The organism is Bacillus sp. RAR_M1_44 (genome assembly GCF_020165935.1).
Classification (GTDB): Bacteria; Bacillota; Bacilli; order Bacillales; family Bacillaceae; genus Bacillus; species Bacillus altitudinis.
Genome location: NZ_JAIUKX010000001.1, coordinates 1,501,629 through 1,528,514, shown reverse-complemented (window position 1 = coordinate 1,528,514; position 26,886 = coordinate 1,501,629). Strand labels below are relative to the sequence as shown.

Genomic DNA, 26,886 nt, shown 5'->3' with positions numbered 1-26,886 from the left:
TTTCACACTTCTCACATCCATTTTAGGGAGGTCGAGTGGTGTGCACGATTACATCAAAGAGCGAACAATCAAGATAGGAAAGTATATCGTGGAGACAAAGAAAACCGTTCGTGTAATTGCGAAAGAATTTGGAGTCTCTAAAAGTACTGTACACAAGGATCTAACAGAAAGACTGCCAGAAATTAATCCAGATCTGGCTAACGAAGTGAAGGAGATACTGGATTATCATAAATCAATCCGTCACCTGCGAGGGGGAGAAGCCACAAAGTTAAAGTATAAAAAAGAAGAAATTTTAGAAGGTGAGCCTGTAAAACAGTAAGCTTTAGTTCTTTGTTCATAAACATGATATATATATCTTCCTCTTATCGGTAGTTTCTAACCACAAATTTTGTAAAGACTTTTGTAAAGAAATATCTTTTTTTCTGCAAATTATGATAGAATATATAATTAGGGCAGAATGTGGTATTTGCTATGGAAACAGATTTTCAAGGAGGATATATATAGATGTTTGCTAGGGATATTGGAATTGATCTTGGTACTGCAAATGTACTGATTCATGTCAAAGGAAAAGGAATTGTGTTAAATGAACCATCTGTTGTCGCTCTTGATAAAAACAGCGGGAAAGTATTAGCTGTTGGAGAAGAAGCGAGACGTATGGTTGGACGTACGCCTGGGAATATTGTTGCGATTCGTCCATTAAAAGATGGCGTAATTGCTGATTTTGAAGTAACTGAAGCGATGCTCAAGCATTTTATTAACAAATTGAATGTGAAAGGGCTGTTCTCTAAGCCGCGTATGCTCATCTGCTGCCCGACAAACATTACATCTGTTGAGCAGAAGGCAATCAAAGAAGCTGCTGAAAAAAGCGGCGGGAAGCATGTATTTCTTGAAGAAGAGCCAAAAGTAGCAGCAATTGGTGCTGGTATGGATATTTTTCAGCCAAGTGGAAACATGGTCGTAGATATTGGAGGCGGAACGACAGATATCGCTGTCATCTCGATGGGTGACATTGTAACCGCCTCTTCTATTAAAATGGCTGGAGACAAATTTGACCTGGAAATTCTAAACTACATTAAAAAAGAGTACAAGCTGTTGATCGGTGAGCGAACTGCAGAGGACATTAAGATCCAAGTTGCAACGGTATTCCCAGACGCACGTCACGAAGAGATCTCGATTCGTGGACGAGACATGGTGACAGGATTACCAAGAACGATTACCGTCACAAGCAAAGAAGTAGAAGAAGCATTACGTGAATCTGTATCTGCCATTGTTCAGGCTGCGAAACAAGTTCTTGAAAGAACACCACCTGAATTATCAGCTGATATCATTGACCGCGGCGTCATCATTACTGGTGGCGGAGCGCTTCTAAACGGGCTTGATCAATTGCTTGCAGAAGAGCTGAAAGTACCGGTTTTCGTTGCAGAAAATCCAATGGATTGTGTAGCAGTTGGTACTGGCGTGATGCTTGATAACATGGACAAGCTGCCAAAGCGTAAACTCAGCTAATGATTTCCCTCATTCTTTTTAGAAAGAATGGGGGATTTTTATTAAAGAAGCCTGCCAATATGCCGATATATTTCATAGAAGATTGTGTACTGATGATTTTAGGTCATGTGAAAGAATTTGAATGAGGTGAGCACGTGTTAAAAGGACTATACACCGCAACATCTGCCATGATCGCTCAAGAGCGGCGGACAGAAATGCTTTCAAATAATATCGCAAATGCGAATACACCAGGCTATAAAGCAGATGAAGGGGCCATGCGCGCATTTCCAGAAATGCTGCTAAGCCGAATGGAATCAGGACGTTTCCAAACATCTTCAGGCAAAGGCTTTAGTATCCCGCAGCAAACGGCGATCGGCGGAATTAATACGGGAACATACATGCAGGAATTGATTCCCCAATTTACACAAGGAACATTAAAAACAACGGATCAAACAACGGATATCGCATTAGTAGAAAATAATGTACCCATCAACCCGGAGACAAATCAAAAGTCAGCGCTTTTTTATGCTGTGAATACACCAGAAGGCGTTCGTTATACGAAAAGCAGTTCCATTACATTGAATGATCAAAATCAGCTGACGATCAATGGACGTGCCCTTCTTTCCGTGACGGGCCAGCCGATTACCGTTCAAAGTGAGAATTTCAAAGTGAACGCAGATGGAACCGTGAGTGAAAACGGACAAAACCTTGGACAAATTGATGTACGTGTTGCAATGGATACAAGAAACCTTGCGCGTGAAGGAAATGATTTATACCGTACAGCTGATAACCAGCCTCTTCCAAGTGCGGTCAATAACGGTCAAATGTCCTATACATTAAGCCAAGGTGTATCAGAGCTGTCGAACGTTGATGTGACGAAATCATATACAGAAATGACAACAGCCTACCGCGCGTTTGAAACCAACCAAAAAGTGGTTCAGGCATATGATAAAAGTTTAGAAAAAGCAGTGAATGAAATCGGAAGAGTGTATTAATGAAGAAATGAAAGAGAGAGGAGGATTCTCATGCTTAGAACGATGATCAATGCAGCTGTGTCGATGAACGAGGTGCAAAAGCAGCTTGATATCATTAGTAATAACATCGCAAACAGTGAAACAACAGGGTATCGTGCGAAAAACACCCGTTTTTCAGAGCTGGTCAGACAACAGTTTAATCAGGTAGATGAAAAAAATGAGCAGGTGGCAAACAGTCGTCTGACACCTGCTGGTTTAAGGCTTGGAACTGGAACGATGGTCAATGCATCCATTAACTCATTGCAAGGTTCTATTAAAGAAACAGGCCGTGACCTTGATGTTGCATTTGGTGCGCCATCTCAGTATTTGCAGGTCATTGCTGGCGGTAACATCCGGTATACAAGAGATGGCTCTCTTTATTTACAGCCAGGAAATAATCGGAATCAAGTCCAGCTGGTGACAAGCGAAGGCCATCCGATTCTTGACGAAAACGGGAATGAGATTGTCTTAAATGCGAATTTCCGTGATATTTCTATCGATAAAAATGGCCGGCTTACAGCTATTTCTCGAGGCAATCAACCGAATCAGCAGGTGAATCTTGGGGTTGTTCAAGTGAATAATTCTTCAGCACTCATCTCTGAAGGAGAAAATTTGTTCTCAGTCGACGGCAACTATCAAGGCGCTTTAACGGCACTGAATGGGGCAAACCGTCAGGCCATTCAACTTCAGCAAGGTGCACTTGAAACGTCGAATGTGGACATGTCTAAAGAATTAACAGACCTCATGACAACACAGCGTTCGTATCAGATGAACTCAAGAACCATTACGATGGGCGATCAGATGCTTGGACTCATTAATACCATTCGATAATGAGCAGGCGGATGTCAGCCTCTCATGATAAAAAAGGCGGCTCGCTCAAAGTCGCCCTTTTTTTTATAAAAATCTGAGACATCTGCAAGCAGATCTTCAAGATCAATCCAGGCTTCTTTTCGTTCAAGACATGTGACGAGTGTAGCAATCTGTTCATCTGCCTTGGGCGTTTGGCTGTAGAGAAGGAATAAAATTTGGAACTTGATTCTTAATAGATCAAATTGGGCATCAACGGCTTCTTTTAGCCCTTTTTGAATATATTTCATTCCTTCATCAGTTAAATTCTCTTTAAAGCAGGAACGCACAGTTTCATAGAGACACGATACATAGGAGTGGGCAGATTTCCGGTATGCTGGGAGCCGAAGCGCTTTTTTAAAGTATTCTAGTGCTTCCTTATGACGGTTTTGTCTTGACTTGATAAAACCAGCGTCATAATACACGATACCAAGCAGTTCTTGGTCATCAATCATTTTCACGTATTCGATAATTTCAATAAAAATAGCTTCTGCTTCTTCATATTTTTTTTGGTCACTAAAGTTAAGTGCGAGCACAATTTTGCACCGATAAATGCTGTGGATATCCCCGTGCTTTGCAAAGATATTCATGGCTTTTTCAACATGTCGAATGGATAACAGTGAATAGCGGTTGTTATAATAAACACCACTTGTACGGAAATGAAACTCTGCTTCCTCTAGCTCATCGTCTAGCAGGGGCAGTTTCTCTTCTGCTTTTTCAAGATAATGAATGGCATCATTTTGATCGCTCTTCAAAGATTCGTATAAACCGAGAAAAAAGTAAAAATAATATTGTAGTTGATCGTTCATTCGATCTTTGTGGAGCATGAGTTCATGCTTCAGTTTTTCTAAGTCTTCTGTTTGGTTCATCCAGAGCTGATGGCGAAAAAGCATAAGCTGATAATGTAAATGAAGCTCCTGTTTCTTTGACAATCTACGTTTATATTTGGTTAAGGACGTTTTGATCTCTTCAGCCTTCGAAAAGTGTCGATGTTTTAGCATTGTATACCACGAATGGAGAAGTTTTTTAATGGATTTATCGCTTATAAAATTCATTTTTACCCTCTTATTCAATCAATGATGTAATATATATTACCATATTTGTGAAAAAACGATGAGTGTAGAGTGGATTATATTTCATGACAATAGGTAATGATAGATTCTATTTTTTACCATAAATGTTGGCTGAACGTTGAAAAATGATTGCATTCATAATATACTTCAATAGGAATCAAATGAAGATCAGCGATATAGAAAAGAAGGAGAGATCAAGATATGCTTGATGCTCAGCAAATTCAAGACATTATTCCACACCGTTATCCATTTTTATTGGTTGACCGTATTCTAGAAGTTGATGGTGAGAAAAGAGCGGTTGGAATCAAAAATGTCACAGTAAATGAAGAATTTTTTAATGGCCATTTCCCAGGATACCCCGTCATGCCGGGTGTGCTTATTGTAGAAGCGCTTGCTCAAGTTTTTGGGGTCATCATGTTAGGTAAAGAAGAGAACAAAGGGAAAATTGGTTTGTTTGCAGGGATTGACAGCTGCCGATTCAAAAGACAGGTCAAGCCAGGCGATCAGCTACGTTTAGAGGTTGAAGTCACACGTCTTCGCGGTCCAGTTGCCAAAGGAAAAGCAGTTGCAACAGTAGATGGCGAAGTGGCATGTGAAGCAGAACTGACATTTTCTATCGGTCCGAAAGTATCGTAATGTGTCTGACGGTTCATCTTGTATGAACCGTTTTTTATATGGAAACATTCAGCCAAAGCGGATGAGGACTTGCTTTTTTGACAAAAAAACGTCATATTAGACAAAAAAGATGAAGGTGATAAACAATGCTGAAAGAATTTAGAGAGTTTGCCGTCAAGGGGAATGTGATTGACCTTGCTGTCGGTGTCATCATCGGGGGAGCATTTGGCAAAATTGTCACTTCTCTTGTGAATGATTTAATTATGCCGCTTGTTGGTATTATTGTGGGGGGGCATGATTTTAGTGGATTGTCTATTAAAATCGGTTCTGCTCAAATTTTGTATGGAAGTTTCATTCAAACAGTGGTCGACTTCTTGATTATCTCCTTTTCCATTTTTATCTTTATTCGTTATTTAAATAAATTAAAACGGAAAAAGGTAGAGGAAGAAGAAGTGGTTGAAACGCCAGATCAAACGGAAGTGTTGTTAACCGAAATTAGAGATTTATTGAAAAATCAAAGCCAATCGAAAGATGTGCAATAGAAAAAGAGCGGCTCATCCCGCTCTGAGCGTGTAGACAAACCCTCGCATTCTTTGTCAGGGCTGTGCTCCGGTGCTCACGAATATTAAATTCGCTCTGCTCCGGTGCTCGCCCTTCCTTGACTTCAAAGGTTTTCTATCAAGCTGAAAAGGAAGACAAAGGGCTAAAATAAAGTTCATTTTAGCCCTTTGTCAACCATCTAAGAGCGGCTCATCCCGCTCTTTTTTTATGTGTTCTGTTTAAAAGCATCCAGCAGTTTTTCTCCTGACAGCCCCTCTTTGACGAGGTCTTTTAATACTTCTTCGGTTTCTGTTCTGTAACGATTTGTGATCATTTTACCGTCGAGTAATACAGATATGTTTTCTTCTAAGGCAACGATGTTTTTGACTTGGACCGATAGATGAACAGGGCGGTTGTTTTCTTTTGTAATCGTCACGAGAATCTTTACTTCTGTATGCTGCTGGAAGAGCACCTCAAACACTTGTCTATGCTTCTTTGGAATCAGTGCCTCGATCATCCAGTGGTTTTCGCCATCTTCTTTATTAATGATTAAGCCGTCACGAAGGGGAATGCTGGACATTTTATCTTGCTTTGGATCAAGTTCGATTTTTAAATCAATCAGCCTAAAGGTTTTCATATTTATCACCTCACAAGCGTTCATTATTCGTAAGTATCATTATAGCATACAACATCTGTATAAATGAAACCGCTGCCTACTCAGAACTAGCTGCATATAAGTGAAAGGAGATGTTTTATGGAGTCCTATCAACTTCGAAACATACATATTGGTGAGGAAAAGGAAAGCAATGTGAGGGTCTATACATGGGGAGATATTCTCTCATTTTGTGATGTGTATATGGAAGAAGGGGAGTCCCTCACTTTTCAATACGTGACAGACGATCAAATGGACTGTTTTGAATTTCAATTGTCAATTCATGATGGAAGGCTTTGTTTTTATTGGTTCGCGTGGGACGGGTCTGACTATATTCACATGCCTTCTAGTAATTGGATTCATTCAGATGTTTTTTATCAATTTATGAAAAATAAGTATTTCGTCAAACAAAATAAGATGATGTTTTATACGCAAGCGGTAAAAAGTAAAAATGATTGAGGAAATAAAGAATTTGAAGAACGATTTTGTCATTTTCGTTTTTTGTCTCTTGTGCTATTTCTCAGTAGACTAGGGTTAGCTGAAAGGAAAGGAGGCAAAAGGCAAAGGTCTAGCATCTCGCGGCCCCCCTCTAGCTATAGCTGATAGACTTTGCCTTGTACACATATTCACTGCGTAATAGTAGAACCAAGGTTTATTTGTATCAGTCATGTGTCCCCTGTGAATCCCCTTATGCGTATCCGGTCATGTAGAGTGACCGGGTACTCTTATATTCATTGATAAGCCGATCATCCCTTGCAAATAGTGGATACTCATTTCATAATGATGATGGATTTGATAAACGGAAGGTCAACTGAAAATGCAGGCAAAAAAGGAGAGACCGATGACAAACATTCAATTAATCGCAACGGATTTAGACGGAACTTTATTGAACAGTGAGCACAAAGTGAGTCAGGAAAACGAGCAGGCGTTAAAGGAAGCAGCGGCGAGTGGGATTGAGGTTGTCGTTTCAACAGGAAGAGCGTATTTTGATGTGAAATCTATTTTTGATCAGCTTGGGATGAATACGTGGGTCATCAGTGCAAATGGAGCTGTGATTCATGATCCAGAAGGTCAGGTATATCATTCGGCTGTTCTAGAAGAAGAAAAAGCAAAACACATCTTATCATGGATTGAGGAGCGTGATTATTATTATGAAGTGTTTACGAATGAAGCCATTTACACACCAAACCGCGGCAGAGAGCTTCTGGCGATAGAAATGGACCGCTTAAAGAGTGCAAATCCAGAAACGGATCAGCGTGTTCTTGAGCAAGCGGCTGAAGTTCAATACAGCCAGTCAGGTTTTGCTTATATTGATACATATCAAGAATTGTTTCGTGAGGATCAGAAGCTTTCATTTTATAACATCTTAGGTTTCTCATTTTTTCAAGACAGATTGAAAGCCGGATGGGATGCGTTTGGACATGATTCTGAATTAACATTGGTCAGTTCGGCTGATCATAACTTTGAAATTGGTGCAAAGGAAGCGTCGAAAGGGCAGGCGTTAACCAGGCTGGCGGAAAAGCTCGGTATTCCATTAAGCCAAACAGCGGCTGTAGGAGACAGTTTAAATGATGAATCGATGATTCGAGCAGCTGGGGTTGGAATTGCCATGGGGAATGCGAGAAAGGATATAAAAGAATTAGCTGATCACGTCACGTTAACAAATGATGAACATGGTGTGGCACATATGATTCAACATCTTTTGAAATAATTGAATCGTATGTATTTGTATAAATGACATAGGGTGAAGCGCATTCTACAAAAGAGGAATTCAGAACTACTTCTATTTACACCCGCTATGGAACATCATATAATTTAATTATGAATATAACCCGCTTGTAAGGAAGTTAAGGAGAGTAAACGAATGGCGCTGGAATCTTATAAGTCCGACAATCTGCATTTAATCAAGGAAGCCTTAGACTATACTCAGGTTGGCCTGACGGTGACGGACCCGTCTTTACCTGATAATCCTTTAATATATGTGAACAAGGGCTTTTTAGATATGACAGGCTATCAAGAAAACGAAGTAATAGGAAAGAACTGTCGTTTCCTTCAAGGAGATGAAACTGAACAGATTGCTCTCAAACAAATTAGGGCAGCCATTGAAAACAAAGAGGCTGTTACTGTACAGTTGAAAAACTATAAAAAATCTGGTCAAATGTTTTGGAACGAGTTAAGTGTGGCGCCTCTATGGATTGATGAAAATGAAGGGAAACGCCTTTATTTCGTCGGTCTGCAAAAGGATGTTACGAAAGAGAAGGAACAGCAAGAGCTTCTTGAGCAATCTATTGATGAAGTATTGAATATTTCTGTCCCGATTGTTCCGGTGAAGGATGGAATTTCTGTACTGCCGATCATTGGTACGTTAACAGCACCAAGATTTGATAAAATCATCTCAACAGTCTCCACTTATATCTCTCAATCCAAAGACGATTACTTCATTGTGGATCTGTCTGGTTTATTAGAGGTGGATTCATTTGTGGCGGATGCGATCTTTAAGCTGAACGATTTGATTTTAATGACTGGCACAGAACTGATCGTGACAGGTATTAAACCCAATCTTGCGATGAAAATGGGAGAAATGAGAGAGGACTTCCGTGAGTTGAATACGTATATGAATGTGAAATCTGCATTGAAAAAGCTGCAAATTTAAGCATTCCTTTATATGAGATTAAAAAAAGAGGACTTTTCATCACGCCCTGAGAAAAGTCCTCTTTTTGCTGTCATTAAGATGATTGAGCGGCTGCACTTAACGTGAATAAATCTTCTAGTTCGTTCGTTGACAGCTCTGTAATCCAGCTTTCACTTTGGATAATTTGATCATTTAATGTTTGTTTTGTTTCGAGCATTTGATCAATTTTTTCCTCTATCGTGCCGGTTGTGATCATCTTATGGACGTGAACAAACCGCTTTTGCCCGATGCGGTAAGCACGGTCTGTTGCTTGGTTTTCTACAGCAGGATTCCACCATCTATCGTAGTGAATGACATGATTGGCGGCGGTTAAGTTTAGTCCGGTTCCTCCTGCTTTTAAAGAAAGAATTAAGATGTTGAACTCTTTTTTCTGGAAACGTTCCACCATTTTGTCCCGATCATGTTTTGATAAGCTCCCATTTAAAAATTGAACTGGTTCTCCAAACATCTTTTCGGCGAGCTGTTTGATCATGTTGCCCATTTCAATATACTGCGTAAAAATGAGACAGCTTTCTCCTTGTTCGTGTATGGCTTTTAACAGCTCTGCTAATTTATCCATTTTTAATGAACGCTTCAACAATTTCACATCTGTTCCGCTCTCTTTTAAATAAAGAGCAGGGTGATCGCAAATTTGTTTGAGTCTGCCAAGCATACTTAAAATGATGGCTTTCCGCTGCATCCCTGTTAATGAGGCCATATGTTCGAATGTATCTTTGACCAGCTGTTCATATAAAGATGCCTGCTCTGCAGATAGCGGGATGAATTCTTTTTCTTCTAGTTTCTCTGGCAGATTGAGTGCAACTTCTTCATCTTGTTTTGTTCGTCTTAATAAGAATGGCTTGATCAGCTGCTGCAGCTGTTGGATTCTTTTTTCTTCACGGTCTTTTTCAATCGGAAGGACGAACTTTTTATGAAAACTGGTCAGGCTGCCGAGATATCCTTTGTTCACGAAGTCGAAAATAGACCAAAGCTCTGTCAAGCGGTTCTCCATCGGTGTCCCGCTGAGGGCAATGTGGTGCTGTCCTTTTAATTGCCTAATGGCTCTCGATTGTTTCGTATGGGCATTTTTAATGTTCTGGGCTTCGTCTAAGCAAATGGTATTCCATTTGGCTGCTGTTAATTCATCACGGTCAGAATGTGAGAGACCATACGAAGTGAGGACGATATCTGTTGATTCGTACGCTTTTGTAAAGTTCTCACCTTGTGGACGTGACGGTCCATAATGCAGAGCGACATTCAAATGTGGTGCGAATGTTTCAAGCTCTCTTTGCCAGTTCCCTAATACGGATGTCGGTGCAATGATGAGAGATGGAGCGGCGTCTTGTTGATGCTCCTTCAAATAGGTGAAATAAGCGATCATTTGAATCGTTTTTCCAAGTCCCATATCATCTGCTAAACAAGCCCCGAATCCATGAGACCTTAAGAACAGAAGCCAGTTGACACCGTGCTGCTGATACGGGCGCAGTGTGCCCTTAAAGGACTCACTCATCTCATAGGATGGCAACTCTTGTGTATCATTTAACTGATGAACAAGCCCTCGTAATTGAGACGAAAGTTCAAATTGAATATGGGCAAAGGCCGAACTGTCTAGCAGCTCAGGAATCGACTCAGAGGAGGCCTCTTGGTCTGCGAGTTCACGTGATAAAATATCCGACATATGAAGTCCTTCGTTCTCAGCGCGCTCCATCCATTTCTTCATTTGCTGGATAAAGGTCGGGTCGATTTTAATCCATTGTCCACGAATGTTGACAAGACGACGTTTACTTTGAACAAGCTCGTTGAACTCATCTTCTGTCAGCTCAATACCGTTTGTGGCAAAGCGCCAATTAAAGTCCATAAGGGCATCCATTCCAACATGCGATTCGCCTCGTGGTGTGGAGGAAATCCGTGCTTTTAGCATCATGGTGCTTTCTTTGACGATCTGCCACCATGATGGAAGCAGGATCTCAATCCCCATGTTCACAAGTGTTTCACTCGCTTCAGATAGGAAGAGCCACGCTTCTTCTTCTGACATGAGGGTGGTACCAGATGTAAATGAGAGCCAAGGGACAATCTGACCGAACCGCTCCAGCTCTCTGGTGATTTTTTCTTGAAACGGACGCCATGATTTTTTTAAAGAACGGATGCCTTCAAAGAAATGCAGATCACTGTTTTTCTTATCACGCAAAAACAATTCAATTTTCCAATCATCCCCGTCGAAATCAGGCTCATTTAAACGCAAGCCGACAGTGAAAGGCGTCTCATCATCGATCCAGCCGATCGTTTCCAAGAAATCCTGTTCATCTAAAAAATGTCCCTGGAAGGAGGAAAGAGCAGGCGATTGAGCAGTCATTCGGTTCCATTTGTGCTGCAAGGCATCATCATATTGAATGTAATCCTGTACGGCAAAGGAGAACCAATCAGCTGTGTAACCATCTAACAGGCCTTCTTTGTCTTTAAAGCGAAGCATGCCTTTTGTCCATGCCTCGAAATCTGGGACAAAATCTTCATCCTCGATGAATTCGTAAATGGTTGAGGCTGTTTTCATAAGCGGCTCTGTTTCATCCGTTAACGTCACATGGCTGAAAGTATTGAATGAATTTTTCCCTAGCAATTCAACGGTCATCCAAGGACTTAACAGGAAGGCAGGTGTGCCAATAAAGCTCACATCTTCTAAGAATGTTCCGTAAAAAGATGATTCGTGCCATTGGAAAAGCTGCCTCTTCATTTCATTTAGCGGTACAGGCTGTCCGTCCTCTGCTTGCGCTGAAATGGTGAAAGAGAAATCTTCGGTTTGTTCTGCATGAATGACAATTTGTTTATGGCGTGTCATCAATTAATTTTCCTTTCTTCATTTCCTCTTGGAACGCACGCAGCCGTTTTGTTGAATCTTGCAGCTGCTGTACATATCTTTCCCACACCGCGTTTTTTTTCGTTTTATGATAAAGCGTACGCAGTTTTTTGAGCATTTTCACAGATTCCCGGTAAGCACTTCGATTCTTTTGATCGAGAAGCAGTGAGATTTCCCGGTGGTATGAAGGAATGAGTGCTTCAGGCTCTTCCTTTGCAATCTGTTTGATCAGTTCTTTCTCCAATTCACTGATGGAGAAACCAACGAGGCTGTGTATTTCAATCCATTCTGCATAGCGTTCTTGTGCATATAAGAGCTGACTATATTCAGTAAATGCATAAGGCATACAGATTTGGAGATAGCGTTCATACAAGAAATGATCTTTCGTCTGTTTAAAGTACGCGTCTAAATAAAAGAAGAAATCGCTGACGGCTCCACGCAGTTCTCTATAAGATAGGTCAAGCTGGCAATATTCTTCTAATACATATGTGATCTCTTGATACCAAAGTTTGAGACGCTTCCAGTCCTTGCGATTTGTGAGATCCTTTAGCCAATTGAGCACATTCGGCAGCATATCTGCATTGAGCAATTTTAATTGCTGGAAGAGTCTTTCGTCTTCTTTTAGCAAATAATCCATATGCATCAGCCCAATGGTTCGCTCAACCGTTTGTTCCTGCTGTTGGGCGCTCTTGAGTAATTCTGTTTCTTTTTTGACCCATTTCCCTCTATTTAATATAGTTCCCCACATTTCCATAAAGACCGCAACTCGTTCATGCTGGAAAGGTCCGCTGATTTGAAGAAGTGTCCGAACGGTAGTTGGTGTGTTTTCAAGAAACGGATCGAGGGAAAAGGAAAGGGCGTATGTCCTCAAATGATCCACTGAATCAAAAATGGTGTTCATGAGCTGTTCTACATATGGATTCATTGAATAAAAGTCTTTTTCGGCATCAAGACGGCCGAGATCGATTAGCTCATGGAGCCTTAACCACACATCGATGGACGTATGAATCGCATACAAACTCTTGAATTCAGGTGAAGTGGGTGCGTGTTTTTTCAGGATCGATAAATAGCCGTAATACAAATGCTGTGGCGTTTGCTGGTGCTTCGGTGTCCGTTTCAGCCAGAGGTGAAATTCCTCCTGGAAAAAATTCAGCCAGCTCTGAAGTGATTGTTCATCTGGGCGCTTCACTTGGAAGTGCTGACGAATGAGTTCTTTGCTGCGCTGTAATTCATCCTTCTCTGACCAATTTTCTGTAAAGCCGGTCACACTCTCTACTTGAGCGTATAGCGAAAAGAAGACAGCGAGGATGTGTTTACATAGTCCATCAGCTGGACATGAGCAGCTGCTTCTCACTGGAAACAGCACATGAAGGTGGACTCTTGCTGCCACGACATCATGTACATAAGCTGACCATTCGGTATCAGACTCTTGCTTGAGCCGATATACGCTGTCCTGTCTATAAGTAATCAATGCTTTTTTGATGAGTTGCTTGTTTTCATCTGTTGAAGGAAGAAGTTCTTTGATCTGTTCGGCTGTTTGTTTGATTTCTTCTTCGTTGATGTTGTGCTGAAGCATTTGACCCGCTCCTAACCAAGTAAAAGATTCCAATTCTTTTATTATAGCTCAATGATGATTTATAAAAAAGTTTTTCATGAAAATGGTCATAAATTTCAAAAGCTGTCGAATGATGTATTAGAGTATTGCATAAACCAACCATACAGCATATAATAATGAAATTAGTGGAATCGAAAGGATACAGACATGGATAATAAGGGTTTAAATCAAGAAGAGTTTTTAAAGATTTTGATGTACGCTCATGATATTGGTGAAAATTCCAATGATGTCACAACAAAAGAAATGCTTGAAAATCTGATTGCTCATATTCGAAATGGCCTTGTTTCATAAAAGTAGCCCCCTGCTCTCTCAGCAGGGGGTTTTTGTATGCTTTTATGAATGGAACGAAAATCCCCGGCATACGATGACATTACAAGCATAAGGAGTATGGGGAGCTGATGTGTCATGAAGGTTGCGATTGCAGGCTGTGGGTATGTAGGGCTTGTCACAGGGGTGTGTTTAGCAGAGGCGGGTCACGACGTGACATGTATGGATATTGACCGGCGGAAGGTCATGCAGCTGAAGCAAGGGAATCCTCCGATGTACGAGCCGGGATTAAAAGAACTGCTCAAACGGAATATGGAGCAAGGACGCATTCGTTTTCAAATTAATGGAGCGTCAGCCTATTCGCAGGCTGACGTGTTAATGATTGCTGTCGGTACCCCGCAACAGGCAGACGGTCAAGCTGATTTGCAGTATGTCTTTCAAGCGGCAAAGGAGATGGGCTTACAAGCAAAGCCAGGCGCAGTGCTTGTCGTGAAAAGTACAGTGCCTGTCGGAACGGGCGATCAAATTGATCATTTGATTCATCACGTGTTAGGTCGTAAGGAGCCATTATCTATCGCATCTAATCCAGAATTTTTACGAGAAGGGTCTGCTATCTCAGATACGCTGCGAGCGGATCGGCTGGTGATTGGAGCCGAAACAAAGAACGGATTAGATCAGCTAGAGTCTATGTATGCGGATTTCCACATTCCATTCGTGAGAACAGATCGGAAAAGCGCAGAGATGATCAAATACGCATCAAATGCATTTCTTGCCACAAAAATCAGCTTTATGAATGAAATTGCTTCGATTTGTGGAAAAACGGGAGCTGATGTTGAGAGAGTTGCAGAGGGGATGGGACTCGATCAGCGGATTGGTGCTTCGTTTCTTAGGGCAGGCATTGGTTACGGAGGTTCCTGTTTTCCGAAGGATACAAATGCCCTTGTTCAAATTGCAGGGCATGTGTTCCATGATTTTGAGCTATTGAAGGCTGTCATCAAAGTCAACAATGAGCAGCGGGCTACTTATATTCGAAGTGTGAAGGAGCGAATGGGAGAAAACTTGGAAGGGAAGAGAATGGCCCTTCTTGGCCTTTCATTTAAGCCGAATACTGATGACATAAGAGAGGCGCCGTCGATCCCAATCGCTCATCAGCTCCATCAATTAGGAGCGGAGATCGTGGCCTATGATCCTGCTGCCGCCCGCAATGCGGCTCAAGAACTGCCTGATCAAGTCTTTTTTGCTCAAACGATTGAAGAGGCGATAAAGGATGCTGATGCTGTCTGTATACTAACAGAGTGGGCGGATATTCAGTCCTTTCCACTTTCAGCTTATAAAGATTTCATGAGGCAGCCGATCATTTTTGATGGCCGGAATTGTCATACGCTTGAAGCGGCAGAAGCAGCTGGTGTCGAGTATCATTCTATTGGGCGCAGGCCTGTCTCTCCTATTTATATGTAATGAGAAAAACCGATAACTTCACGTGTTATCGGTTTTTGCGTTAATGCGGAAGAATGAATCCGCCATATAAAAATGCAGCCACTATTAGAAAAGCAGGGTGCAATTTGAATTTGGTCATAAAGAAAAATGAAATGGCGGCAATGGCAAGTGATTGCGTCCAGCCAATGGCTTTCACGGCATCTCCGCCAATTTCCCATGTTAATAAAAGCATCATCATCGCAATGACAGGCTGCACAGATAGAGTCATACCTCTGACGACAGAAGATTGGCGAAAACGATCAATGAGTTTTAGCAATAAAATCAATCCAATAGCAGACGGCAGGACCGTCGCAAGTAGTGCAACGATAAAGCCTGGCCATCCCATGACATCATAGCCTACATAAGCCGCGATTTTTGTAGCGATTGGACCTGGAAGTGCGTTGGCTAATGCGAGCATATTGGAGAACCCTTCGTTCGTCATCCAATGAAAATGATTGACGATTTCTTCATAATTGAGCGGAATGGAGGCAGGTCCTCCGCCATACCCCAACAGATTGGATAAGAAGAATGCCCAGAATAAAAAGAGAATTAGCATCACGAAGACACTCCTTTCTCTTTATTTGTTCGAGTCCAGCGATCTTTCAGTTTGAAATGAAAGGCACCATAACATAAAAAGATGATGACAATGATTCCTGGATGAATCGAGAGTACTTGAAGACCGACAAATGCCAAAAGGAATAGGGCGATTCCGAAGATCATGCCGAAGCCCTTCAACGCTTTTTGTCCAAATTCATATGCCATCATTCCTAACAGAACGGCAATCACTGGTGTCACAGCACCGATCATATTTTGAATGATGACTGAAGAGCTTAAGACGCTGACAAGTGTAACAAGTGCCACCATAGCGAGACATGTCGGTAAAATATGTGCAGCTGTTGCAACAATGGCGCCAGATACACCTTTTAATCGATAGCCGAGGTATGCCGACATTTTCGTAGCAATTGGTCCAGGTAATGCGTTGGCGATGGCGAGTGTTTCTCCAAATTCGTCATCATTGATCCATTTGTATTTGACGACCGCTTCATGGCGAATGAGCGGGATCACAGAAGGTCCTCCGCCAAATCCCAGAATACCGGTTCGCACCATGGCGATCATGAGTTCAAGATATGATTGCAAGTGGTTCAACTCCTATCTACAATTTCATGCCCATTCGGCTTTTGTATCGTTTAATGAGCATTTGACAGTCAACACTGACGACGCCTTCAAGCGGGTACAGCTTCTTTGTCAGGAACGTCTCCATTTCCTGTTCATTTTGAAAAATGCCATGCATATGCAGCTTGCTTGGTCCTGTCATATGATAAAGGCTTGTGACGGCTGTTTCCTGCTCAAGCTGAAGGGCGACTGTTTCTAAACATTTCGGCTCAACCTCTACGTTAAAAAAGACAGAGACATGAATGCCGATCTTTGCTGGATTAATGACAGCGGTGAATCGTTCAATGACACCTGCTTCAATGAGCTGCTGAATACGGGCTTGTACAGCAACACGGGAAAGGCCGACTTGTTTCCCTAGATCCGTGTAGGACATACGCCCGTCCTCGTGTAATAAGGAAAGAATTTGTTTATCTCTTTCATCTAATGTTAAGTTTGGAATGCGATATTCATGTGCCACCGTATAACCACCTTTCTTCTGTTGATATTCTATCATATTTTATTACGAATAGAATGTTTGATTTTTAATTGAGCGACGAAATGAAATAATAAAAGAAGATAACATATCTTTTTGCATAAAAAAACACCCCGACATCACCGGGGTGTGTTCATTTTATTTTTCTGGGCTGCTTTCCGCACTGGCAATTTGCTGTGCAAGGTCAGCACGATCAATGTCTGCTTGGAAGAACTCCTGCGTATTTGGAAGGTGTAAGTTCATGTGACGTTTTTGGGAAATTCGGATGGTCACTTGATCCACAGTGTAATCAAATACATGCCCGCCTACGCTGCGATCATCATCAATAAAGTGGAGGTGATATCCGCTTACCGCAATGCCATGTGCGTACTGTGGTGTACGAAAGCCTGCGATCGTCCCGCGAATATTTTCAAAATCGAAAATAGGCTGTGACTTGACTGCTTCCACCATCGGAACGTAAGGTTTTTCCTGTTTTTCAACCGTACGGGTTTGAACCTTTTTGAATGACCCATCGATGCGGATCGCATAAAAGACATTTTTGCTCGGTAAGATTCGATCGATTTCTTCCTCTAGCTCTTTGGACGTCATCGGTGCATCAATTCGATGAACGATGTCCGTTTCAAAGAATGCTAGAGAGCAGAATGGTGAATAATCTTGATCGGTTACTGGTGTGGCTGTTCCATCAGAGCGCAGTCGATAAAAAGCGCCATCAAAGCCGATTAGTTCCCCATCTAATTGATTGAATGTGCCAATGCCAAAATCACCGTGCTCGGGAATATGTGATAGGGAGAAATCTCCATCGTATACGGCTTCCAGCAAGGAGGTCATGGTTGATACTTGATAGACCTCTTGCTTTTTGTCCTGCGGTATTGTGTTATTTTGTTGATTCATTGGGTGCATCATACCCATATCCGCTCACTCCTTTAACGTAATGTATCGAAGTCTTATCTGACGTTCGTTGTGTGTTTTTCACGAAAGACTTCTGGCCATTTTTGACTGGCGAGGTCTGGGTTGTCTTGATAGTCTATCGGAATATCAATAATAACGGGTCCTTCTATGTTTATACCCTTTTGAAGGACAGTTGAAAGCTCTTCAGGTGAGTTGACACGTAATCCAGTTGCTCCAAAGCTTTCTGCATATTTCACTAAGTCGATCTGACCGAACTCAACACAAGACGTACGGTCATACTTCATTTCCTGCTGGAATGCCACCATATCGTATGTGCTGTCGTTCCAAACGAGATGAACGAGATTTGTTTTCATGCGCACGGCTGTTTCTAATTCCATGGCGGAGAAGAGAAAACCGCCATCACCTGAGACTGAAATGATCTTTTCATCTGGATTCAATATGGAGGCTGCAATCGCCCATGGTAATGCCACGCCAAGTGTTTGCATTCCGTTACTCACTAGGAACGTGTTCGGTTCATAAACACGGAAGTGGCGGGACATCCAAATGGCGTGCGATCCGATATCACATGTCACTTTCGTGTCATCTGGGATGATACGTCTCAACGTATGAATGACATCCAACGGGTGTGATAAATGACTTTCTCTTTCTGGTGCTTTTTCGATATCACTTAACAGCTCTTGTAATTCTGTGACGAGATCTACGTTCTTTTTGCATAATGAAAGTGGAACGCTGTCGTGGGCTAGATGTTGCACCGTTTCAGATATATTGCCCACAAGCTCAAGCGTCGGTTCATAGAAATGGTCAATATCTGCCTGCATGTCATCTACATGGATGATGTGACGCTGCTGCGGTTTCAAATTCCAATGCTTCGGATCGTATTCGATTGGATCAAAGCCAATAGTTAAAATCACATCCGCTTTCTCAATGAGAAGGTCCCCTGGCTGATTACGGAATAAGCCGATTCTGCCCACATATTGAGGCTCAAGCTCTCTTGAGAGAACGCCGGCTCCTTGGTACGTTTCGACAAATGGGATACCAAGTGTTTTTAATAATGTTCTTGTCGCATTTGCCGCAGCTGGACGGCTAGCTTTCATTCCCACAATTGCAACAGGTAAGTGCGCATTTTGAATTTTGGCGATGGCCGAACTGATGAGAGCATCCGGTGCAGGACCTAGTTCTGGAGAAGGGTGAGCAGACACTGGTGTTTGTGTGGTGTGTTCGGTCACGACATCTTGTGGAAAGCTGATAAATGCTGCTCCAGCTTGACCTCTTTGTGCCGCGCGAAAAGCATTTGTTAATGCTTCTGGTATATTGTTTACGTCTTGTACTTCAACGCTATATTTTGTCACTGGTTTGAATAATGCCGCATTGTCGAGTGATTGATGTGTTCGTTTGAGTCGATCCGCACGGATGACGTTTCCAGCAATTGCAACAACAGGGTCACCTTCTGTATTGGCTGTTAATAGACCTGTCGCTAAATTGGATGCGCCAGGACCTGATGTGACGAGACAAACGCCTGGTTTGCCAGTTAAACGACCGACAGCTGCTGCCATGAATGCCGCATTTTGTTCGTGTCTGCATAGCACAAGCTCTGGACCTCTGTCTTTTAATACATCAAATACTGCATCAATTTTTGCACCTGGAATCGCAAAAACATGGGTCACACCTTGGGCAATGAGCGTATCGACAATCAACTCTGCTCCTCGTTTTGTTAGGGGTTGTGTTTGAGAATTCATTTACCCCGCACTCCTTTCGGCAAGTAAAATTTTTTATGAAAATATATTTTCATGATATGATTTACTATACATTTCACAAAATAAATTTTCCAATATATGTTTAACGTAGTTTTAATATGTTTCACGAATAAGTGTTTGAGGAGTGAAAGGATGGAACTGAGACATTTGCAGTATTTTGTCACAGTCGCGGAGGAGCTGCATTTCGGTAGAGCGGCCGCACGATTGAACATGACACAGCCTCCACTTAGTCAGCAAATTAAGCAGTTTGAGGAAGAATTGGGATTTCCTTTGTTTCACCGGTCTAAACGGGTGGTGGAGTTAACAGCTGCTGGAAAGGTTTTTTTACATGAGGTCCGGGGGGTGCTGCATCAGCTTGATAAAGCCGTTGATCATGCCCGGCATACGGCAAGAGGGGAGCTTGGGAAGATTATCATCGGTTTCGTTGGTACAGCGACATATGATATTCTGCCGCCAGTTGTCCGTGAATTCAGAGAGCTGTACCCCTCTGTCAGTATTGAGCTGCAACAGCTCTCTGTCCCGCAGCAGCTTGAGGCGCTTTTGAATGGTGAGATTGATATTGGTTTTTTGCATCCTACATCACCGCAAGAAGAATTGGTCAGTCGTTTAATGAAGCAAAGTGAATGTATTTTTGCGATTCCGAAAAACCATCCGCTGGCGGAAAAAGAAGCGGTCACGATTGAAGATATTCGTGATGAGCCGATTATTTCTTTATCAAAGGAATCATGGCCGTCCCTTTATCAGCATTTTGTCCTACTTTGTGAAAAGTATGGATTTTCACCTAATATCGTGCAGGAAGCAGCAGAATATCAAATGGTCATTGGGCTTGTCACAGCGGGAATCGGAATTGCTATCATTCCAACATCGGCCCGGCGTTTATTTAATTTAGATGTGGTGTATCGGTCAATTGAAGGTGAGCAGCTACTCGCGGAATGGACCATTTCTTATAGACGAGAAAATCATAATCCGGCATTGTTTCATCTTGTCCATCATATTCTCCATCGTGCTGAGCCGGAATCAGGGAAGAGAGAACGGGGTATGGTATGATGTCGTTACATACAAGAGGAGGCATGTCTGAAGTGATTACATTACAAATGGATCAGTTGTCACGAAAAGAAGCATATAAAGTATTATCTGGTTCCGTCGTTCCAAGACCCATTGCATTTATTACAAGCCTTTCTAAAGAAGAAGTCGTCAATGCTGCACCATTTAGTTTCTTTAATGTCATCAGCGGCCATCCTCCGCTGATCGCTGTTTCTATTGGACGTCGTCAAGGAGAGATGAAAGATACAGCAAAACATATCATCGACAGGGAAGAATTTGTTGTCCATGTGAGTGATGAAGCGATGATTGAAGATATTAATGAAACAGCTGCTACTTTGCCAGAGGAAGAGAGTGAGCTGACTCGTACCGGTCTTCATCAAGTGAAGAGCAGCGTGGTGTCAGTGCCAGGAATCAAGGAAGCACGCATTCGCTTTGAATGTCAGCTGGAAAAACATCTGACCTTTCAAAATGATGAAGGGGAGATCACAGTCGATCATATCATTGGCCGGGTGGTGTGTGCGCATTTAGATGAATCCGTCTATGATGCGGAAAAAGGATATATTTTTACGAATGAATTAAAGCCAGTTGCGCGCCTAGCAGGGAATGATTATGCCCATTTAGGCACGCCATTTGTACTGAAGAGACCGGAATAACATCTAAAACCCCCGAGGCTATCGGGGGTTTAGTGTTTATTTCTTTTGTTCTAGTTTCAATGGTGCGGCGATATTTTTTTCTACCTTTTTGCCTTTTAATACATCGTCAGCAGCGCCGACTGCCAGTTGACCGATCAGCTCTGGCTGCTGCGCGACTGTTGCAGATAGTTTTCCTGCTTTGATCGAGTTGAGTGCATCTTCGTTACCGTCGAAACCGACGACAAGAATGTCTTTTCCAGAGCTTTGGATGGCCTCTAGTGCGCCAAGCGCCATTTCATCATTGTGGGCAAAAACGGCTTTGATGTCAGGGTTTCCTTGAAGAAGGTTTTCCATCACGTTGAGCCCTTTTGTCCGGTCGAAGTCAGCGGCTTGTTTTGCTGTGACATCTAACTTTTTGTCTGCAATTTGATGGAAACCTTTTCCTCGTTCACGTGTCGCAGAAGCACCTGGTACACCTTCTAGTTCAGCCACTTTTGCGCCTTTACCAACCTTGTCGATGATAAAGTTAGCGGCCATTTCGCCGCCTTTGATGTTATCGGAAGCAACGAGCGCTTCAACCTTTCCGCTTTCTGCGGAGCGGTCTAATGTGATGACCGGTATGTCTGAAGCATTCGCAGATTCGACAGCCGTTGATATGGCAGAGGAATCGGCTGGGTTAATGAGTAATGCATCAACCCCTTGTTGAATTAAATCTTCTACATCACTCGTTTGTTTCGCTGAATCATTTTGTGCATCGGCAATGACAACTTCGATGCCAAGCTTTTTCGCTTCTTTTGTCACGCCGTTTTTAAGAGAAACGAAGAATGGGTTATTTAAAGTCGAGATCGACAGTCCGATTTTAATGTCTTTTTTCTTGCCATCCTTTGTTGATTTGGCCCACTCTGGCGGTTCAAGCGAGCAGGCAGAGAGCATGAATAATGAGAGAGTCACGATCAGGATTACATATTTTTTCATAGCAGCTGCCTCCTTAAGCAGATTTCTTTCTGTCGAGTAGGACTGCAATCAAGATGACAATCCCTTTCACAACAGACTGATAGAATGATGAAACACCAAGTAAGTTCATACCATTGTTCAAGACCCCGATAATGAGTACCCCGATGAGTGTGCCGACAATTCGTCCTCTTCCGCCGGATAGGCTTGTCCCGCCAAGTACAACGGCAGCAATTGCATCAAGTTCATACGACGTACCAGCTGTTGGCTGGGCTGAGTTGAGACGAGATGTTAAGATCGCACCTGCTAAAGCAGACATAAAGCCTGCTAATGAGTAAATCATGATTTTGACGCGTGGTACTTTAATGCCTGAGATGAGGGCTGCTTTTTCATTTCCGCCAATGGCATACGTTCTTCTGCCAAAAGGTGTTTTATGAAGCAAGACCCAAAGTACGATAAAGGTGAGAAGCATGGTGATCGCTGGAACAGGAATGCCTAAGAAATATCCACGGCCAAATAGCTGAAATGCATAGTTAGAGCCAAGCCCTGTAATTGGGTTTCCGTCTGTATAAACAAGCGTCAATCCTCTGAAAATCGTCATCGTCGCAAGTGTTGCGATAAAAGGAGCCATTTTTCCTTTTGTGATTAAAAGACCGTTGATCATTCCAAGGATGGCACCGATGATACATCCAACGATGATGGCAAGAATCGGGTCCAAACCAGATACAATAAAGCCGGCAGTCAGAGCACTAGACAGCGCTAGAATGGCACCGACAGACAAATCAATTCCTCCGGTTAAAATAACAAACGTCATGCCAAAGGCAATGAGGGCGTTAATGGAGATTTGTCTGAGTAAGTTTAAAATGTTTAATGGTTCTAAAAAGGCCGGATTTAAAATAGAAACAATGGCAACAAGGATGATGAGTCCTAAGAATGGCCCAAGCTTTTGCATGATGTTGTCAAATCGTCCATTTGAAGTAAGTGGTTTCATGTTACTTCCCTCCTGTAGCTAATGTCATAATTCGTTCTTGTGTAGCTTCTGTTTTACTTAATTCGCCGCTGATGGTTCCTTCATGGATGACAAGCACTCGATCGCTCATCCCAAGAACTTCTGGGAGTTCAGAGGAAACCATCAAAATCGCAACGCCTCGATCCGTCAGCTCGTTCATAAGCTGATAAATTTCTCGTTTCGCCCCGACGTCGACACCTCTTGTCGGTTCATCTAGAATGAGTACCTTCGGCTGAATGCCGATCCATTTGGCGATGACGACCTTTTGCTGATTTCCACCGGACAGGCTGCGTGCAGAGATTTCAGATGAAGCGGTTTTGATCGTGAGTCGTTTGATGAGAAGGTCAACAAAGTCCTGCTCGTTTTTCTTATCGATCAGCCCCTTTGGTGAGAAGCTGTCTAAGTTAGGCAAGCCGATGTTTTCCCGAATGGATGCATCCAGCATCAGTCCTTCATCTTTGCGATCCTCCGTAATAAAACCGATGCCAAGCTTGACCGCATCACTTGGTTTTTTAATGACAGCCTTTTTCCCATGAACCCAAATTTCTCCTTGATCCAGGGGATCAAGTCCAAAGAGCGACCGCATCATTTCCGTCCGGCCAGCGCCCATTAAGCCTGCAACACCGACAATTTCCCCAGCTTTGACGGAAAAACTGACATCTTGAAAGCGGCCTTTCCTTGTTGCTTGTTTCACCTCTAGGACGATATCACCAGTAGAAGGTGTGCGCTCAGGGTAACGATCGGTTAATTCGCGGCCGACCATTTTTTTGACGACTTCATGGAAATTCGTGTCTGGTATCGCTTTCGTATCGACCGTTTTTCCGTCACGCATGATGGTAATCCGGTCACAGATGGCAAAGATTTCTTCCATCCGGTGAGAAATGTAGACGATGGAAACGCCTTCTTTTTTGAGTGATTCAATGACCTGAAATAGCTTTTCAATCTCACGGTCTGTGAGAGCGGCCGTTGGTTCATCCATAATGATGACCTTCGCATCGGTCATTAACGCTTTCGCAATCTCAATCATCTGCTTTTGTCCGACAGAACAGCTTACTGCCTCTTGATCGAGCGAGAGGTTGACAGACAATCGGTCGAGCTGCGCTTGGGCGAGGGTTTTCATTTTCTTGGTGTCTAGGAGACCAAGTTTTGTATAGATTTCTTTCCCGATAAATAAATTCTCGAGTACCGTCATATCAGGCCATATATTCAGCTCCTGATGAATGAAGGCAATCCCGTTCTGCTCGGCTTCTTTCGGATTATTGAAAGCGGTTTCTTTTCCGTCGATTTGAATCGTTCCTTGATCCAGGGAATAGAGTCCTGTCAGCAGATTCATTAACGTTGATTTTCCTGCCCCGTTTTCACCCATAAGTGCATGGACTTCACCTGTGACGAGGTCAAAGGAGACCCCGGCGAGAACGGTGTTTTTTCCAAAGGCCTTATGGATGTTATGCATTTCAATGTTCATAAGTGGCTCCTCCTTTTAAAAGATGACACCGGCATGAAGAATGCAGTTTGCGTATGGGGTGGCTTCACCCGTGCGAATCACTGCTTTTGCCTGTTTGGTCATGTCTTTGAACGTCTCGTGATCGACTTCATTTAACGGATGTGAGAACGCTTTCTTTAGAAATAAATGATCTCTCTCATTGGCTTCTTTGATTTCACTGGCGATTGTGATGTGTTCAACGGCCATTTCCTCAAGAAGGAGGGAAGTAACCTCCTGAAAGGATGGTGTGCCGATGGATAATGCAAGGTCGATCTTGACCGGGCCTTCTGGAATGGGCAGGCCGCAGTCTGCGATGACAATCGTATCTGTATGACCAAGGTCAGCAAGCACCTTGGCGATATGACTATTTAAAATACCATTTTTCTTCATTTCTTATTCTCCAATTCTTCTCTTGCTGGCATGCCGCCTTGGGCACCAAATTTTGTGACTGAGATAGATGCGGCTAAGTTGGCAAAGGCAAGTGCGTCGAATAGGGATTTTCCTTCTGTCAGTGCTACAGCTAGAGCGCCGTTAAAAGTATCACCAGCGCCTGTAGTGTCGACGGCTTTCACAGGATAGCCCGGTACCAACACTTCTTTTGATCCATCAAAGTAACGAACACCATTTTTTCCTTCTGTAATGAGTAATTTGTTTGGATATTGGCGCAAAGCTTCTGCTATGGTGAGTCCATCAAACATAAGAGCTGCTTCGTGTTCGTTTGGCGTGATATAGGCAGCTTGATCTAATATTTGCTGAGAGACTTTGCGAGCTGGTGCGGGATTTAAGATGACTGGAATCCCTTTTTCGCTGCAAATGGCGCAGACGGCTTCGACTGTTTCTTCAGGAATTTCCTGCTGGATGAGGACGATTCCGATATTTTCAATAGAAGAAAGAGCATCTTTTACATAATGAGGTTTTACCTCATTGTTTGCTCCTTTGACGACAACAATGCTGTTATCTCCTTCAGCTAAAATGATATGAGCTGTTCCGCTTTCCATTTCGGTAACCGGTTTCATATAGGTGGTGCGAACACCTTGTGCTTGCAAATTGCTCATAATGTCCTGACCATACGTGTCATCACCAACTCGGCCGATCATATATACATCTGCACCGAGCCTTGCGCTTGCTACTGCTTGATTGGCTCCTTTTCCCCCAGGAACCGTTTTAAATGATTCGCCTAGGACGGTTTCTCCGGCACTAGGACGTTTATTCGATGTGACAACTAGATCCATGGAACAACTTCCTACGACAACTATTTGACTCATTGTGAATCCACCTTTCTTGTGGTCTCTCGTTCAATAAAAGAGACGGGCATTTGAATAACTGCTTGATCTATAGGCTGTTTTTGAATGGCTTTAATGATCAGCTTTGCGGCTTCTTTCCCCATATCATAGGCAGGCTGCCGGATCGTTGATAGAGAAGGGAAGAGCAGTTCACTTTGCGGAATATCATCAAATCCAATGATTTGGACGTCTTCTGGAATGGCTTTTCCAATACGAAGCGCTTCGTGTACGACGGCTGCTGCGACGATGTCATTGCTGGCAATGATGCCATCTGTTTCAGGGTACAGCTTGAAAAGAGCCTTGGCGCTTTTTCGGGCTTCCTGAAAAGAAAAAGAAGCGTTAGACATCACATGAAAGTTAGCACCTTCTTCAGTCAGAACATCAAGTGCGCCTTTGAATCTTTGCCGCGCCGTTTGAAGATGAGCGGGCCCTTTTAGCAATGTAATCTGCTGACTGCCGCGTTTGATTAATTCCATTGCAGCCATTTTCCCGCCAGCCGTAGCATCTGCAAACACAGAAGGCGCATTTGGAACGGTACGATCTAAGAAGACAACAGGCAGTTCATCATCATTGTACAAATCCGATTCAGGTTCGTTTGTGACAGCGATGACACCGACCACCTGGTTTTGCTTAAAGGTTTGTAAATAGGCCATTTCCTTCTCCCGATCTTCATCACTGTTTCCGAATAATAAGCGAAAACCGTGTGCATGAATCTCATCCTCAACGCCTCTAGCCAGCTGAGGGAAGAAGGGGTTTGTGATATCAGGTAAGATGAGACCAACTAATCTTGATTCTCTTTTAAAAAGGGATCGTGCCACTTCATTGGGGAAGTAATTTAGCTCCTGCATCGCTTGTGTCACACGGGTTTTCGTATCAATATGGACGTATCCAGTATCGTTGAGCACGCGTGAAACAGTCGCAACAGACACTTGAGCAGCTTTTGCAACATCTTTAATTGTAGCCAATGGAGTGCCTCCCTTCTTTGATGTGTAACCGTTTACACAGATAGATTATCACGAAAGCATTAAAAAGACAATCTTAAAAAAATAAAAAAAGAAAAGAAAGAGGACGT

General features: G+C 42.8%; 28 protein-coding genes. 13 read left to right on the top strand and 15 right to left on the bottom strand.

What is annotated here, in order from left to right:
- The first annotated feature begins 40 nt into the window (after positions 1-40).
- From spoIIID to LCD34_RS08165, 4 genes are all read left to right on the top strand, one after another.
- Positions 41-319 carry a sporulation transcriptional regulator SpoIIID gene (gene spoIIID / locus LCD34_RS08180; protein ID WP_008343327.1) on the top strand — a complete coding sequence of 93 codons (279 nt, stop codon included), beginning with the start codon at positions 41-43 and terminating at the stop codon, positions 317-319.
- Between the two features lie 185 nt (positions 320-504).
- Positions 505-1,506 carry a cell shape-determining protein Mbl gene (gene mbl, locus LCD34_RS08175; protein WP_007497573.1) on the top strand — a complete coding sequence of 334 codons (1,002 nt, stop codon included), beginning with the start codon at positions 505-507 and terminating at the stop codon, positions 1,504-1,506.
- 134 nt (positions 1,507-1,640) lie between these two features.
- Complete coding sequence (locus tag LCD34_RS08170; protein WP_017360018.1) at positions 1,641-2,480, top strand: flagellar hook-basal body protein; 840 nt, start codon at positions 1,641-1,643, stop codon at positions 2,478-2,480.
- A 30-nt stretch (positions 2,481-2,510) separates the two neighbouring features.
- On the top strand, positions 2,511-3,329 hold the full coding sequence (locus tag LCD34_RS08165) for a flagellar hook-basal body protein (RefSeq protein ID WP_224558775.1): 819 nt from the start codon (positions 2,511-2,513) through the stop codon (positions 3,327-3,329).
- A 14-nt stretch (positions 3,330-3,343) separates the two neighbouring features.
- On the opposite strand, the gene LCD34_RS08160 is transcribed toward LCD34_RS08165, so the two are convergent.
- On the bottom strand, positions 3,344-4,399 hold the full coding sequence (locus tag LCD34_RS08160) for a tetratricopeptide repeat protein (RefSeq protein ID WP_035389769.1): 1,056 nt from the start codon (positions 4,397-4,399) through the stop codon (positions 3,344-3,346).
- Positions 4,400-4,618: 219 nt separating this feature from the next.
- Between LCD34_RS08160 and fabZ the strand changes: the two genes are divergently transcribed.
- Positions 4,619-5,053, top strand: a complete 435-nt coding sequence (gene fabZ, locus LCD34_RS08155; RefSeq protein ID WP_007497564.1) for a 3-hydroxyacyl-ACP dehydratase FabZ — start codon at positions 4,619-4,621, stop codon at positions 5,051-5,053.
- A gap of 125 nt (positions 5,054-5,178) precedes the next feature.
- Entirely contained in the window at positions 5,179-5,574 is a 396-nt protein-coding gene (gene mscL, locus LCD34_RS08150; protein WP_007497563.1) for a large conductance mechanosensitive channel protein MscL, read from the top strand.
- A gap of 224 nt (positions 5,575-5,798) precedes the next feature.
- On the opposite strand, the gene LCD34_RS08145 is transcribed toward mscL, so the two are convergent.
- Entirely contained in the window at positions 5,799-6,209 is a 411-nt protein-coding gene (locus tag LCD34_RS08145; RefSeq protein ID WP_003215215.1) for a YwpF-like family protein, read from the bottom strand.
- Between the two features lie 117 nt (positions 6,210-6,326).
- Here LCD34_RS08145 and LCD34_RS08140 point away from each other — a divergent pair, with 117 nt between their 5' ends.
- The 3 genes from LCD34_RS08140 (at position 6,327) to LCD34_RS08130 (ending at position 8,877) form a co-directional block, all read left to right on the top strand.
- Positions 6,327-6,683 (top strand): hypothetical protein, encoded by a 357-nt coding sequence (locus tag LCD34_RS08140; protein ID WP_008343305.1) that lies wholly within the window; start codon positions 6,327-6,329, stop codon positions 6,681-6,683.
- Positions 6,684-7,074: 391 nt separating this feature from the next.
- Positions 7,075-7,935: a Cof-type HAD-IIB family hydrolase gene (locus tag LCD34_RS08135; protein WP_224559422.1), complete on the top strand. Its 861-nt coding sequence runs from the start codon at positions 7,075-7,077 to the stop codon at positions 7,933-7,935.
- 153 nt (positions 7,936-8,088) lie between these two features.
- Positions 8,089-8,877, top strand: coding sequence for an STAS domain-containing protein (locus LCD34_RS08130; protein ID WP_224558774.1), 789 nt, complete (start codon positions 8,089-8,091; stop codon positions 8,875-8,877).
- Between the two features lie 73 nt (positions 8,878-8,950).
- Here LCD34_RS08130 and LCD34_RS08125 read toward each other — a convergent pair whose 3' ends face one another.
- Both LCD34_RS08125 and LCD34_RS08120 read right to left on the bottom strand, forming a co-directional pair.
- Positions 8,951-11,728 (bottom strand): DEAD/DEAH box helicase, encoded by a 2,778-nt coding sequence (locus LCD34_RS08125; RefSeq protein WP_017360014.1) that lies wholly within the window; start codon positions 11,726-11,728, stop codon positions 8,951-8,953.
- Entirely contained in the window at positions 11,715-13,322 is a 1,608-nt protein-coding gene (locus tag LCD34_RS08120; protein ID WP_224558773.1) for an SWIM zinc finger domain-containing protein, read from the bottom strand. Before LCD34_RS08120 ends, LCD34_RS08125 begins: the two co-directional genes overlap by 14 nt.
- Before the next feature lie 186 nt (positions 13,323-13,508).
- On the opposite strand from LCD34_RS08120, the gene LCD34_RS08115 reads away from it, so the two are divergent.
- Both LCD34_RS08115 and LCD34_RS08110 read left to right on the top strand, forming a co-directional pair.
- On the top strand, positions 13,509-13,652 hold the full coding sequence (locus LCD34_RS08115) for a hypothetical protein (RefSeq protein WP_003214884.1): 144 nt from the start codon (positions 13,509-13,511) through the stop codon (positions 13,650-13,652).
- A gap of 114 nt (positions 13,653-13,766) precedes the next feature.
- Positions 13,767-15,086, top strand: a complete 1,320-nt coding sequence (locus tag LCD34_RS08110; RefSeq protein ID WP_041091431.1) for a UDP-glucose dehydrogenase family protein — start codon at positions 13,767-13,769, stop codon at positions 15,084-15,086.
- A 40-nt stretch (positions 15,087-15,126) separates the two neighbouring features.
- Here LCD34_RS08110 and LCD34_RS08105 read toward each other — a convergent pair whose 3' ends face one another.
- The 5 genes from LCD34_RS08105 to alsS form a co-directional block, all read right to left on the bottom strand.
- Positions 15,127-15,660 (bottom strand): chromate transporter, encoded by a 534-nt coding sequence (locus tag LCD34_RS08105; RefSeq protein WP_035702275.1) that lies wholly within the window; start codon positions 15,658-15,660, stop codon positions 15,127-15,129.
- On the bottom strand, positions 15,660-16,220 hold the full coding sequence (locus LCD34_RS08100; RefSeq protein ID WP_039963093.1) for a chromate transporter: 561 nt from the start codon (positions 16,218-16,220) through the stop codon (positions 15,660-15,662). The genes LCD34_RS08105 and LCD34_RS08100 overlap by 1 nt, the downstream gene beginning before the upstream one ends.
- Before the next feature lie 37 nt (positions 16,221-16,257).
- Positions 16,258-16,734: an Lrp/AsnC family transcriptional regulator gene (locus LCD34_RS08095; RefSeq protein WP_017360010.1), complete on the bottom strand. Its 477-nt coding sequence runs from the start codon at positions 16,732-16,734 to the stop codon at positions 16,258-16,260.
- Between the two features lie 153 nt (positions 16,735-16,887).
- Positions 16,888-17,649: an acetolactate decarboxylase gene (gene budA / locus LCD34_RS08090; RefSeq protein ID WP_370529243.1), complete on the bottom strand. Its 762-nt coding sequence runs from the start codon at positions 17,647-17,649 to the stop codon at positions 16,888-16,890.
- 44 nt (positions 17,650-17,693) lie between these two features.
- Positions 17,694-19,394: an acetolactate synthase AlsS gene (gene alsS, locus LCD34_RS08085; RefSeq protein WP_017368183.1), complete on the bottom strand. Its 1,701-nt coding sequence runs from the start codon at positions 19,392-19,394 to the stop codon at positions 17,694-17,696.
- Positions 19,395-19,544: 150 nt separating this feature from the next.
- Between alsS and alsR the strand changes: the two genes are divergently transcribed.
- Both alsR and LCD34_RS08075 read left to right on the top strand, forming a co-directional pair.
- A complete protein-coding gene (gene alsR / locus LCD34_RS08080) occupies positions 19,545-20,459 on the top strand; it encodes an acetoin biosynthesis transcriptional regulator AlsR (protein ID WP_224558772.1) in 915 nt (304 codons plus the stop codon).
- A 32-nt stretch (positions 20,460-20,491) separates the two neighbouring features.
- Complete coding sequence (locus tag LCD34_RS08075; protein ID WP_024718717.1) at positions 20,492-21,109, top strand: flavin reductase family protein; 618 nt, start codon at positions 20,492-20,494, stop codon at positions 21,107-21,109.
- Positions 21,110-21,145: 36 nt separating this feature from the next.
- On the opposite strand, the gene rbsB is transcribed toward LCD34_RS08075, so the two are convergent.
- Genes rbsB through LCD34_RS08045 form a run of 6 tightly spaced genes read right to left on the bottom strand, consistent with a single transcriptional unit; the run spans position 21,146 to position 26,779 of the window.
- Entirely contained in the window at positions 21,146-22,063 is a 918-nt protein-coding gene (rbsB, locus tag LCD34_RS08070) for a ribose ABC transporter substrate-binding protein RbsB (RefSeq protein ID WP_017368181.1), read from the bottom strand.
- Positions 22,064-22,076: 13 nt separating this feature from the next.
- Positions 22,077-23,030 carry a ribose ABC transporter permease RbsC gene (gene rbsC, locus LCD34_RS08065; protein ID WP_007497532.1) on the bottom strand — a complete coding sequence of 318 codons (954 nt, stop codon included), beginning with the start codon at positions 23,028-23,030 and terminating at the stop codon, positions 22,077-22,079.
- Between the two features lies 1 nt (position 23,031).
- Positions 23,032-24,513 (bottom strand): sugar ABC transporter ATP-binding protein, encoded by a 1,482-nt coding sequence (locus LCD34_RS08060; protein WP_224558771.1) that lies wholly within the window; start codon positions 24,511-24,513, stop codon positions 23,032-23,034.
- A gap of 15 nt (positions 24,514-24,528) precedes the next feature.
- Positions 24,529-24,921 (bottom strand): D-ribose pyranase, encoded by a 393-nt coding sequence (rbsD, locus tag LCD34_RS08055; protein WP_025208106.1) that lies wholly within the window; start codon positions 24,919-24,921, stop codon positions 24,529-24,531.
- Entirely contained in the window at positions 24,918-25,796 is an 879-nt protein-coding gene (gene rbsK / locus LCD34_RS08050) for a ribokinase (protein WP_224558770.1), read from the bottom strand. Before rbsK ends, rbsD begins: the two co-directional genes overlap by 4 nt.
- The gene (locus LCD34_RS08045; RefSeq protein ID WP_007497527.1) at positions 25,793-26,779 is read right to left on the bottom strand and encodes a LacI family DNA-binding transcriptional regulator; all 987 of its coding nucleotides are present in this window, start codon (positions 26,777-26,779) and stop codon (positions 25,793-25,795) included. The genes rbsK and LCD34_RS08045 overlap by 4 nt, the downstream gene beginning before the upstream one ends.
- Positions 26,780-26,886: the final 107 nt, after the last annotated feature.